The sequence below is a fragment of the Flavobacterium luteum genome (genome assembly GCF_008806775.1).
Lineage (GTDB): Bacteria > Bacteroidota > Bacteroidia > Flavobacteriales > Flavobacteriaceae > Flavobacterium > Flavobacterium luteum.
The window spans coordinates 17,028-29,258 of sequence record NZ_WAEM01000012.1 but is presented as its reverse complement, the minus strand read 5'-3'; the positions used below and the strand labels follow the sequence as shown (position 1 = coordinate 29,258).

The window sequence follows — 12,231 nt, the reverse complement described above, 5'->3', positions numbered from 1 at the left end:
TGACAGTAAACATAAGGTTACGAAGTTCGCAACCTCGTCTAGCTGCGAATCGTTTTGCCCCAATTGTAAGAGAAACCCCGTAACAGAAGAACATTAACTAAGAATGAGATATAAAAACATCCGAGAAGAAGAATTAAAAAATAAAGTTGGAGCCGATTGGTTCAAACAATTTGATACTACCGAAATTATAGGAAACATCGATTTTACTGTTTTTCCGCAACAAGATAATTTATTCGGACGCACACCTTTGCTTTGGGCAGAAGCCAAAACAGGAAATTTTGATGTAGCTACTATGTTTGTGCAACTCATTTTAACCATTGGCAAAGCACGAACTTTTGATAAAACCATGCCACCTGCTTTTTTGGGTGCTTTCGATTTTAAAAAAGTAGCATTTGTTCCTTACATTAATATACAAGATATTTTTTACCTAAACGATTTCAATTGGAACGTTACACCAAGTAATCACGAAACCAAAGAATTTCAGCTCATTAAACAACGTATAGAATCGACACTAAAGCAAAACACCTACGTTTATGATTATCAAAAAGACGAAAAAGAACTCCAAGCATTTATAAAAAACAATGTAGCCAAAGCCACAACAACCAGTAAATTAAAAATTGATAAAAACAATTTCATACCAATATATTTACGTTGGTTAGAAATTGTAAAACCCATCATTGACGTTAATTGGGACGATTTAAATAAAGCCAATATTTTAGACAGCGATTTCTATCTGGCTGATTTGTTTGTTGATGATAAAGACACCCAAAACATTGGAGACGATTTATCGATTCGTGAAAATTTGTTTGTGATGTTTCAAAATGAAGGGTATAAAATAGCTAAGGAAAACCTCAAGCAAATGTTTGATGCCAACATTATGCTAAAAAACAAAGACACCTATTTGCATTTTTGGAAACGCTACAAACGACCACCACTCAAAGAGTTTCAAGATTATATTATAGAACGTCGCGATTTACTCGTGCCTCAAGACATTCGGGAGCGCAAAGGAGCTTTTTTTACACCCCGTATTTGGGTAGAATTATCACAAAAATACTTGACCGATTATTTAGGCGAAAACTGGCAAGATGAGTATTATATTTGGGATTGCGCCGCGGGAACCGGAAACCTTTTAGCCGGATTGACCAACAAATACAATATTTACGCCAGCACATTAGACCAAGCCGATGTAAATGTAATGCACGAGCGTATTGATCATGGCGCCAACTTGCTTAAAAACAATGTGTTTCAATTTGATTTTTTGAATGACGATTTTTCCAAGCTACCCGACCCACTGCAATTTATTATAAATAATCCAGAAAAGCGAAAAAAGTTAGTAATTTATATTAATCCGCCTTATGCTGAGGCAGATAATAGACTTGGAGATGGAAGATCAGGAGTTGCTGAATCTATGATACATAAAAAATATTCTAACTTAATGGGATATACAAAACGAGAAATGTATATTCAGTTTTTTACAAGAATTCATTGTGAAATTCCTGGGATAGTGCTTGCAAATTTTTCAACTTTGAAAAATTTGCAAGCACCTAAATTCTCAGAATTTCGCGATTTTTTTCAGGCAAAACTTGAAAAATTATTTATTACTCCAGCGGATACTTTTGATAATGTGAAAGGTCAATTTCCTATTGGTTTTTTTATATGGAATTTGAATAAAAAGGAAAGGTTTAATTATTTTGAAGCTGATGTTTTTAATAAACGTGAGGATTATGTAGGTCCAAAAAATATTTGGGCTTATGATAATTTTAAGCTTATAAATGAGTGGGTAAAAACATTTAGATATTCAAAGGGTGAATCAATAGCTACAATTATTGGTGTAGGTAGCGATTTTCAGAATCAAAGATTAGTCCGATTTGGAAAACCTTTTATGAAAGTACCTGCTTCGAATCATAATTGGCAAACGACTAAAGAAAATTTAATTGAAACTTCAATTTATTACACTGTACGTCATATTTTTGATTCTACTTGGTTAAATGATAGAGATCAATTTCTTTATCCAAATGAAAATTGGGAATCTGATAAGGAATTTCAAAATAACTGTTTAGTTAGTACACTTTTTAGTAATAATATTTCTTCCAGTTTTGGAACTAACCATTGGATACCCTTTACAGAATATGAAGTCAATGCACAAGCCAAGTTTGAAAGTAATTTCATGACCCATTTTATAAAAGGCAAAATAAAACAAGAAGTTCAAACCACAGATTTGTTTACCACTTCTTGTCAACCTGAACTCGTTTCAGGTTCTAATGAGATGCTGAAACGAGTTCAGCATGACACTAACGAAGGAGTTCAGCATGACACTAACAAAGGAGTTCAGCATGACACTAACGAAGGAGTTCAGCACAACAAAGCGTTAGTTTTTTCAGAAGAGGCCACAGCTGTTTTTGATGCCGGTCGTGAATTATGGAAATACTACCATGCGCAAAAAGACGTGAATGTTAACGCTTCTTTATATGACATCAGAGAATATTTTCAAGGCAGAAACGACAAAGGCAGAATGAATTCTAAAAGCAATGATGCAACCTACTCGCAACTAATTGCTAACCTTAGAAGTAAGCTATCAGTTTTAGCCGATAAAATAAAACCAAAAGTATATGAATATGGTTTTTTAAAAGCCTAACAAAAACAACTGGTACTAACACTTGCTAAAACTTATGGCTAGTTTTGTGGTAAATTGTGTGTTTCTTTTTCATAACTTCGCTCGGGCGGTTATTAAAAAAAGCTTTCCATAAGCCGCTCGAGCTTAGGCAAGGAACCGTTGGCGGTCATTATAAGGCGACCAACTACTAATGAAATTGAAGATATGAGTTGACAAGTGTTTAAAATAAATTCAAAATAAGAGTATCATTTATGAACTTTAGTGCAAAATGTAATTTAAAAATTACAAGGTTAAAACTTCAACATAATAAACTGACAATAATGATAGTTATACCAAATCAATGGTTTAGAAATACATTACTTGTAGAAACAAACTTTTTAAAGTCATATGAACTTGATTTTCAATAACACAATAAAAATATTTTTAGGGTTACTGTTTTTGGTAATCCTATTTCATATTTGCATAATAGTAAAGATAATTCCCTACAACATAGCTTGGGGTGGCAGACTTACAAACGACAATGAAATGTACGTGTTTGAAACTATTTCAATACTCATAAATGTATTTTTATCTTGGATTTTATTAATGAAAGGCAATTTTGTGAAATTCAAATTTTCAATTAAAACAGTTAATATAATTTTATGGATTTTCTTGGGGCTGTTTGTTCTAAATACATTCGGAAACATTTTCGCAAAAACAAATTTTGAAAAATTTTTCGCATTGTTAACAGGACTATCGGCAATATTCATTTGGAAAATCATAGAACAGAAAAAAACAACGAACCGCTAACAAATGCTAAATCTCATGGCTAGTTTTTCGGTAAATTGTGTGTTTCTTTTTCATAACTTCGCTTGGGCGGTTATGATAAAAAGCTTTCTATAAGCAGCTCGAGCTCTAGTAATGAACCGTTAGCCGTCATTGTAACGGGCGACACAGAAAGACCAAATAGACAAAAATTATGGAAAAAAAACTCCTTGAATATTTCCAAAGAATTATGCCTCTTTCAGACGAAGAGATTAGTGCTATTATTGAAACTATGAGCATTCAGCATTATAAAAAAGGGGCTGTTTTACTTAAAGAAGGGCAAATATCTAATGAAGTTTATTTTGTTTTAGAAGGTTGTGTTAGACAATTTTATTTGGTTGATGGTGACGAAAAAACCAATAACTTTTTTACTGAGGAACAATGGGTAATTTCAATGAATAGCTTTAGTCTGAGTGCTCCATCAAATCATTTTTTGGATTGCTGTATGGATAGTGCTTTGGTAGTTGGTAATAGTGAAAAAGCAGAAAGCCTTTATAAAAGATTTCCAAAATTTGAAACCGTTTCACGAAAAGTAATGGAAAAAGTATTTGCTGAACAACAAGAAATTATGTCTTCATATACAACAGACACCGCAGAACAGCGGTATTTGAAATTATTAAAATCTAGACCCGACTTATTTCAAAAAATACCTCAATACCAAATAGCAAGTTATGTAGGAGTAAAACCAGAATCATTAAGCCGAATCAGAAAACGTATAGCCAATAGAATTTAATACTTATATCTCTATTGCTACATTTCCTTTTTTATGTCCTTTTTCAACATAAGTGTGTGCTTCTTTCATCTGTTCTAATGTATAGGTTCTGTCAATAATGGGTTTCAAATTACCGTCTTCAATAAGTTGCTTAAGAAAAAGGATGTCTTCTGCATTGTGTTTTATTAAACCTGATAATACTTTTATGTTGGTTGTTTTTGAAATCCATAATCCTTGAAACATCTCTTTAGCCATTCCTGCACTTAAAATCAGTGTTCCTTTTTTATTCAATGATTTTAAAGAACGGAATATAGGGATTGTTTTAACCGCATCAAAAATCACATCATAGGTTTTACCATTTTCTGAAAAATCTTCTTTTGTGTAATCTATAACCTCGTCTGCTCCTATAGATTTTAGCAAAGCAATATTTGCAGTGCTACAAACACCTGTAACAACAGCACCAAAATATTTTGCTAATTGTATAGCCGCAGTGCCAACAGCACCAGACGCCCCAACAATAAGCACTTTTTGCCCTTGTTTTATGTTTGCCTTCTTGATAAAGTGTAATGCTGTAGTTCCTCCAAATGGAATAACTGCAGCTTCTTTATGAGAAATGTGAGCAGGTTTTAAAGCTATTGAACCATTTTCACGCATACATTTATATTCTGCATAAGTTCCAAAACTCATATCTGTATGACCAAAGACTTCGTCTCCGATCTTAAAAGTTTTCACATCCTTACCTATGCTTTCCACTTCACCTGAGAAAACGACTCCCAAAATATTTATTTTAGGCTTTGTTAAACCAAATAAAAAACGAACAGCAAATGGGTCTGCTTTTCTAAGTCGAACTTCACCCGAATTGACTGCTGTCGCTTTTATTCTTAAAAGAATTTCATTGTCTTTTGGTGTTGGTTTTGCAACCTGTTTGACTTGGAGAACCTCTGGAGAACCATACTGTGTAAAAACTACTGCTTTCATCCTTTTTTTTATTAATTATTTAACAGGACAAAAGTATATGACTCATTTTCTAATTTCGTTGACTTTGGTTAAGAAATAAAATAATACTTTTAAGAACGAAAGAAATAACAACGAACCGCTATACATGCTAAATCTCATGGCTAGTTTTGAGATAAATTGTTCGTTTCTTTTTCATAACTTCGCTCGGGCGGTTATGGCAAAAAGCTTTCTATAAGCAGCTCGAGCAATAGCAAGGAACCGTTGGCACAATAATAACTTGATTTTTTTTTAAAATTAACTTTGTTAAATAAATAAAAATAATTAAAGACATGACAGACAAAAGAGAATCACCAATTGAAATTAGTGGGGATGACTTCAAAAAAACCGGATATCAGTTAGTAGACGCTATAGCCAATTTCATTGAAACTATTAATGAAAAACCGGTTACTACAGGAGAAAATCCCAAACAAATTCAACAGTTATTAGGAAACGCTTCATTACCAGATGATGGGATAGCCGTATCAGAAATAGTGGCTAAGTCTACTGATTTGTTACTGGAACATTCTTTGCTCAATGGGCATCCTAAATTTTTTGGATACATTACTTCTTCACCCACTCCCATAGGTGCATTGGCTGATTTTTTAGCGGCTGCCGTTAACCCCAATGTGGGTGCAAATATTTTAAGCCCGATGGCTACAGCTATTGAAAAGCAAACCATAAAATGGCTTTCGGAATTTATTGGGGCTCCCTCTAGTTGTGGAGGACTATTAGTAAGCGGTGGGAACATGGCGAACTTCACTGCATTTTTAGCAGCAAGAACGGCAAAAGCACCGAAGAGTTTAAAGGAAGATGGTTTGACGAATACAGCAGGTGAAATGGTTTTCTATTGCTCAAAAGCAACCCACACATGGATTGAAAAAGCGGCTGTTTTATTTGGACACGGCACAAAAGCCATCCGATGGATAGAAACAGATGCCGCCAACAAAATGAACACCGCTATTTTAGAGCAAACAATTAATGATGATTTAAAAATTGGCAAAAAACCTTTCCTGGTAATTGGAAATGCAGGCGATGTTAGCACCGGAGTCGTAGATGACCTTTCTGCCATAGCCACTATTTGTAAAGCACATGAGCTATGGTTTCATATTGATGGCGCATATGGCATTCCAGCAGCCATAATTCCAGAATATAAAAAACTATTTGAAGGAATCCAGGAAGCCGATTCTATTGCGCTTGACCCGCACAAATGGTTGTATGCACCATTAGAGGCAGGTTGCACATTGGTAAAGAATCCGCAACATTTGATAGACACGTACAGTTCTCATCCGGCCTACTACAATTTCAGCAGTCACGAAGATGAGCCTTCACTCAATTACTATGAATTTGGGTTTCAAAATTCAAGAGGGTTCAGAGCACTAAAAGTGTGGATGGCTTTGCAGCAAGTAGGAAAAAAGGGTTACATAGAAATGATAGGAGAAGACATAGCATTAGCACAACTGCTGTTTGAAGAGGCAAATAAACATCAGGAGCTTGAAGCGGTAAGTCAAAATTTAAGCATCACCACATTTCAATATGTTCCTCCCGCTTATGTGCATTCAGAGAAAGAGAGTCAGGAGTATTTAAACAGCTTAAATGAAAACTTGTTAAATAAGTTACAGGAAGCAGGCGAGGTGTTTTTATCAAATGCTGTTGTTGCTGGAAAATATTGTTTGAGAGCTTGTATTGTGAATTTCAGAACGTCAAAAAAAGACATTCATGAAGTAATTGAAATTGTAGTTCGTGAGGGCCGAAAAGTTCACGAAACACTTCAAAACAAGTGATAGCTAGTTTTCGGTAAGTTGTTCGTTTACTTTTCATAACTTCGCTCGGGCGGTTATGATAAAAAGCTTTTCATAAGCAACTCGAGCTTAGGCAAGGAACCGTTAGGAGAAACTGCAAAAAAAAATGCAACTACTTTTGCTTACGTTCAAAAATTCATATATTTGTACGTATAAAATGTATAATTATGGACACTAAACTGACATTAAAGCTAAATCAAGAAATTATTGAAAGAGCTAAACAGTATGCTTCTGAAAAAAAATTAAGCTTGTCGAGATTAATCGAAAATTATCTCAATTCTTTGACTTCCGGGAAAACTAATGATGATATACAAATATCTGATTTTGTAAAAAGTATGTCTTCTGATAGTAAGCTTCCTGCTGATTTTGACTATAAAAAAGAGCGTGCAAATTATTTAGAACAAAAACACAAATGAGCAGAATATTTTTAGATACAAACGTAATCTTAGATTTATTAGCGCAAAGAGCTCCTTTTTTTGATTCAATAGCAAGACTAGCCACTTTAGCAGATCAAAAAAAACTTATTTTAGTAGCCTCGCCGCTTTCATTTACAACAGTTGATTATGTTTTAAATAGATATGAATCTTCTGAATCGGTATTAAGCAAACTAAGAAAATTTAAAATCATTTGTGAAGTTTGTGAAGTTAATGAAGAAACCGTTGAAAAAGGATTGAATTCAAATTTTAAGGATTTTGAAGATTCAATACAATATTATAGTGCTGTACAATCTAATTGTTCAATTATAATAACTCGAAATGGTAAAGATTTTAAGAATTCAAATATTCCAATTATGACCGCTGAGGAATATTTAAGCAGTATAATTTAAAAGAGCAGCTTCTCCTAACACTTGCTAAATCTCATGGCTAGTTTTCGGTAGATTGTGTGTTTATTTTTCCTAACTTCGTTTTCGGTAATAGAGAAAATAATTTCCATTAGTCGCAACGAGCTCCAGCAAGGAACCTTTATATACAATGGCGGCAGACACAACAACACAACAATTCATCATAGTAGCTAAAATAAATTCAATGGAAAACAAACAAGACAATCAAAAGATTCTTAAAAATAAATACATACCAACTGCCGAGTTTTATAGCCAAATAATTGACAGCTTACAAGATTATTCTATTTTTACTTTAGATAAAGAATTCATCATAAACAGTTGGAGTTCTGGCTCGACAAAAATATTTGGTTACGAAACAGAGGAAGTTATCGGAGAATCCTTCGATTTAATTTTTACAGAAGAGGATTTAAAAAATGGTATTCCAAAAAAGGAAATCGAACTTGCTTTAAAAGAAGGGAGAGCAACAGACAATAGATGGCACATTGCTAAAGACAAAAGTCTGTTTTATGCTTACGGGTTGGTTTTTCCACTCATTGGTTTAGATGGAGAAATGTTGGGCTATGTTAAAATTTTACGCGACTTAACAGAAAGGAAACAATCAGAAGATGCTATAAAAAAATATATTAAAGAGTTAGAGGAACTAAATACACATAAAGAGAGTGTTCTTGCTATTCTTTCACACGATTTAAGAAGCCCTCTTTCGGCTATAATAGGTACAGCAAAATATTTGAAAGAAAATTTTCATAAAATGAAACAGGATTCTGTTCAGGAAATGCTCGACTTACTTTATAAATCATCAACTGATGAATTAGAGATGTTAGATTATTTAGTAGAATGGGCAAGAATCAAATATGCTGCGGACGTATTTTCCCCGACAAAAATAAAGCTAACAGAATACATCAATAAAGTTTTTGAAACATTAAACGAAACGGCTTCAATTAACACTATAAATCTTCATAACGAAATTGAAGAGAATACTTCTGTTTTTGCAGATGGTAAAATGTTAGTATCCATTATTCAAAACATCGTTTCAAATGCTATAAAACATATAGAAAAAGGAGGCGCAATAACAGTTTCGGCAAAAAGCAAAGACGATAAAATTATTGTTCAGATTAAGGATACTGGAATTGGAATGTCAAAAGAAATAATGGCAAAACTTTTTACGCCACAAATGAAAACCCTTTCAGAAACAAGAAAAAAGGATAAGGGTGCAGGAATTGGATTATTATTAGTAAAGGGTTTTTTAGAAAAAAATGGTGGCGAAATATGGGTAGAAAGTATTGAAGGTGAGGGTTCATCATTTTATTTTACATTACCTATTGAGAAACCATTATATAAAATAGGTAGTTCAGACGAAATTATGTTTGATGAAAGTGTGTAACACAACTACTGGTGAATGACATTGAAATAGCCACAGCATATACAAAGGCAGCTGTTGCACAACTCCCTATTTTAAAAATAGCCCAAAGCTTCGGGACAAAAAATATTAAAATCAAGCTCCTTTAGTGACTTCTAAGCGAGCTTGATTTTTTAGTTATAACTCAGTTTTAGGATTATTTACCTTCGTTTTGTTTTCAAGAGTAAAAATTGCAAAAAATTACCTTCGAAATAATTCTAGAGAGTAAAAAATTAAAAAAAATACCTTCGTTCTTCTCAAAAAGAAGTAGTTGTCAACTGCTTTGTCTAACTCTTCGCTGATGATTTTGGCATATATATGGGTTTTAAGAAATTGAGGTTTTAGAGCTTAATTTGAAGTTGGTTTTGTATTTGAAATAAAAGTGATAATCCGAAAGAAAAATATTAACTTAGTCCCAAAATCCGAGCAAAGCATCGGAATCGTTAGTAGCAAATTATAAGGAAATTTACCTATAAATGATACTCCTGATTTAAGATTATCAATTAAACAAAAAAGACTAAAAAAATGAAAAAATTTATGCTTAATATCCTTTTAGAAGGATTAGATAACGAAACAAGAATGAAACTACTCCCAAGAGAGCAAGAGGTTGTAAAAGAGTTAGAACAGAATGGAACTATTGTAAATAATTTTATTAAACTCGATATGTCTGGTATTTATATCGTAATGATGGCTACAGATCCTGAGGATGTGCATTCAAAACTTTCAGCTTTACCCTATTATCCTTACATGAAAATTGAAATTATTCCAGTGAGGGTGGTTAACAGCATTAATCAATAGCACGAGTTATAACAATACCATAGCGTCAGTTTTTTTAAAAAAAACGAAGCAAACTTGCAAAATGTTTACAATAACATAAAAAAACAAAAATCATGCAACACAAAGCTACCTCCATTCGACCGTTTTTAGGCGCCGAAAACTTTGAAATTTCTCGCAGTTTTTATAGAGACTTGGGTTTTAAGGAAAGTATTTTAAGTCCTAATATGTCCTATTTTAGTACTGCAGGAATAGGGTTTTATTTGCAGGATGCCTATGTTAAGGATTGGATAGACAATACCATGGTTTTTTTAGAAGTAGACAATGTAGCGCGCTACTGGAACGAACTATCGGCCTTAGATTTACCCGCTAAATATCCAACGGTACGACTAACAAAAATTAAAAATTTAGATTGGGGAAGAGAATGTTTTCTGCACGACCCATCAGGAATTCTATGGCATTTTGGCGAGTTTATATAAAAATGCAGGTGCTTCGGGGAAACGCAATGGCTAACAAAACGCAATGATTAACAAAACACAATGACATGAACCTAAAAAATGCCCAACTCGAAGTAGATACTTGGATAAAAGAACACGGTGTGCGCTACTTTAACGAACTTACAAACATGGCACAACTTACTGAAGAAGTAGGCGAAGTAGCCCGTATTATTGCCCGACGTTATGGAGAACAATCGGAAAAAGAATCAGATAAAAACAAAGACTTAGGCGAGGAATTGGCCGATGTGGTTTTTGTAGTCTTATGTCTCGCCAACCAAACCGGAATCGATTTGCAAGCCGCTTTCGACAAGAAAATGGACTTAAAGTCAATACGGGATAAAGACCGCCATAAGAATAATGACAAATTAAAATAAGATGGAAGTTAGGAGTTGGGAGTTGGAAGTTTAATGTTTCTATACCTATATTTGCACTTTCTGTGAAATAATAAAAAAATGAACCTATTTTTACAGGCTTCCAGCCTCCAACTTCCAGCTTCAATCTCAATTACGGGTTCTAAATCTGAAACTAACCGACTATTACTATTACAGGCTTTGTTTCCGAATATTACTTTAGCCAATACTTCAAATTCGGATGATAGTGAGGTAATGCAAAAAGCCCTAAAAGGCAATGAATCTCTAGTAGACATTCATCACGCAGGAACAGCCATGCGTTTTCTAACAGCTTATTTTGCTGTAAATGAAGGCAGAGAAGTTATTTTAACAGGTTCGCAACGCATGACCGAGCGCCCTATAAAAGTTTTGGTCGAAGCCTTACAACAATTAGGAGCACAAATTTCATATGAAAATCAAGAGGGTTATCCGCCCATTCGAATAAAAGGACAAAAAATAACTGCTAATAAAGTGAGCATTCCTGCTAATGTAAGCAGTCAATACATTTCGGCTTTGCTGTTAGTAGCTCCAAAATTAAAAAATGGAATTGAATTGAATTTAGTGGGCGAAATCACCTCTATTCCGTATATTAAAATGACATTAGCTTTGTTGCATGAAATAGGAGTAGTGACCCATTTTGAAGGGAATACTATAACAGTTAAACCATTAACAACATCTTTAAAGCCACAAACGATAACAGTTGAATCAGATTGGAGTTCAGCATCCTACTTTTTTAGTATAGTGGCTTTGTCACAAGAGGCTTCTATAACTTTATCAAGTTATAACAAATCGAGTTTGCAAGGTGATTCTGCTTTAGTTGAAATTTATGCTAAAATGGGAGTGGAGACCCGTTTTGAAGAAAACAAAATGACTTTGGTCAAGTTGCCTAACTTTAAACTCGAGACTTTAAATTTAGATTTGAATCATACTCCAGATATAGCCCAAACAATAGTAGTTACTTGTCTAGGTCTTGGAATAGGCTGTCATTTAACAGGGCTTCACACATTAAAAATTAAAGAAACCGATAGGTTAGAGGCATTGCGAATTGAGCTTACAAAGCTTGGCGCAAACATTACGGTTACTAATGAAAGTTTAACGCTTGTAGCTTCAAACCAAATTAATCCTAATGTTACGATTGCTACCTATAACGACCATAGAATGGCAATGGCTTTTGCACCATTAGCTTTAAAAGTACCCATAAATATAGAAAATGCAGAAGTGGTTTCGAAATCCTATCCTGATTTTTGGGAAGATTTAAAAGGCTTAGGGTTTAGCTGCGCTCCGTTCGGCGATGCCTCGGGTCAAATTTCGGAAATAAATTACATCTAATTTATTGCCCTTGTGCCTTTGTGGCATTGGTTTTTTTAAAATAATCCTCGAAACACTTGACAACGCCTATCTCACAATCG

The 12,231-nt window shown here is 33.9% G+C and carries 11 protein-coding genes; 10 read left to right on the top strand and 1 reads right to left on the bottom strand.

Annotated features, from left to right (window positions below; genetic code table 11):
- Nucleotides 1–103: 103 nt before the first annotated feature.
- Both F6464_RS13905 and F6464_RS13895 read left to right on the top strand, forming a co-directional pair.
- The gene (locus F6464_RS13905; RefSeq protein ID WP_151108559.1) at nucleotides 104–2,635 is read left to right on the top strand and encodes a hypothetical protein; all 2,532 of its coding nucleotides are present in this window, start codon (nucleotides 104–106) and stop codon (nucleotides 2,633–2,635) included.
- A 937-nt stretch (nucleotides 2,636–3,572) separates the two neighbouring features.
- A complete protein-coding gene (locus tag F6464_RS13895) occupies nucleotides 3,573–4,151 on the top strand; it encodes a Crp/Fnr family transcriptional regulator (RefSeq protein ID WP_151108557.1) in 579 nt (192 codons plus the stop codon).
- A 3-nt stretch (nucleotides 4,152–4,154) separates the two neighbouring features.
- Here F6464_RS13895 and F6464_RS13890 read toward each other — a convergent pair whose 3' ends face one another.
- A complete protein-coding gene (locus F6464_RS13890; protein WP_151108556.1) occupies nucleotides 4,155–5,108 on the bottom strand; it encodes an NAD(P)-dependent alcohol dehydrogenase in 954 nt (317 codons plus the stop codon).
- Nucleotides 5,109–5,416: 308 nt separating this feature from the next.
- Between F6464_RS13890 and F6464_RS13885 the strand changes: the two genes are divergently transcribed.
- From F6464_RS13885 to aroA, 8 genes are all read left to right on the top strand, one after another.
- Entirely contained in the window at nucleotides 5,417–6,907 is a 1,491-nt protein-coding gene (locus tag F6464_RS13885; RefSeq protein WP_151108555.1) for a pyridoxal phosphate-dependent decarboxylase family protein, read from the top strand.
- 185 nt (nucleotides 6,908–7,092) lie between these two features.
- Nucleotides 7,093–7,341: a DUF6364 family protein gene (locus F6464_RS13880; protein WP_151108554.1), complete on the top strand. Its 249-nt coding sequence runs from the start codon at nucleotides 7,093–7,095 to the stop codon at nucleotides 7,339–7,341.
- Nucleotides 7,338–7,751 (top strand): type II toxin-antitoxin system VapC family toxin, encoded by a 414-nt coding sequence (locus F6464_RS13875; protein WP_151108553.1) that lies wholly within the window; start codon nucleotides 7,338–7,340, stop codon nucleotides 7,749–7,751. Before F6464_RS13880 ends, F6464_RS13875 begins: the two co-directional genes overlap by 4 nt.
- Nucleotides 7,752–7,950: 199 nt before the next feature.
- Nucleotides 7,951–9,147: a PAS domain-containing sensor histidine kinase gene (locus F6464_RS13870; protein WP_191963397.1), complete on the top strand. Its 1,197-nt coding sequence runs from the start codon at nucleotides 7,951–7,953 to the stop codon at nucleotides 9,145–9,147.
- A 540-nt stretch (nucleotides 9,148–9,687) separates the two neighbouring features.
- A complete protein-coding gene (locus F6464_RS13865; RefSeq protein ID WP_151108551.1) occupies nucleotides 9,688–9,960 on the top strand; it encodes a muconolactone Delta-isomerase family protein in 273 nt (90 codons plus the stop codon).
- A 92-nt stretch (nucleotides 9,961–10,052) separates the two neighbouring features.
- Nucleotides 10,053–10,415 (top strand): VOC family protein, encoded by a 363-nt coding sequence (locus F6464_RS13860; RefSeq protein WP_151108550.1) that lies wholly within the window; start codon nucleotides 10,053–10,055, stop codon nucleotides 10,413–10,415.
- 65 nt (nucleotides 10,416–10,480) lie between these two features.
- The gene (locus F6464_RS13855) at nucleotides 10,481–10,807 is read left to right on the top strand and encodes a nucleotide pyrophosphohydrolase (protein WP_151108549.1); all 327 of its coding nucleotides are present in this window, start codon (nucleotides 10,481–10,483) and stop codon (nucleotides 10,805–10,807) included.
- A gap of 78 nt (nucleotides 10,808–10,885) precedes the next feature.
- Nucleotides 10,886–12,151 (top strand): 3-phosphoshikimate 1-carboxyvinyltransferase, encoded by a 1,266-nt coding sequence (gene aroA / locus F6464_RS13850; RefSeq protein WP_151108548.1) that lies wholly within the window; start codon nucleotides 10,886–10,888, stop codon nucleotides 12,149–12,151.
- Nucleotides 12,152–12,231: the final 80 nt, after the last annotated feature.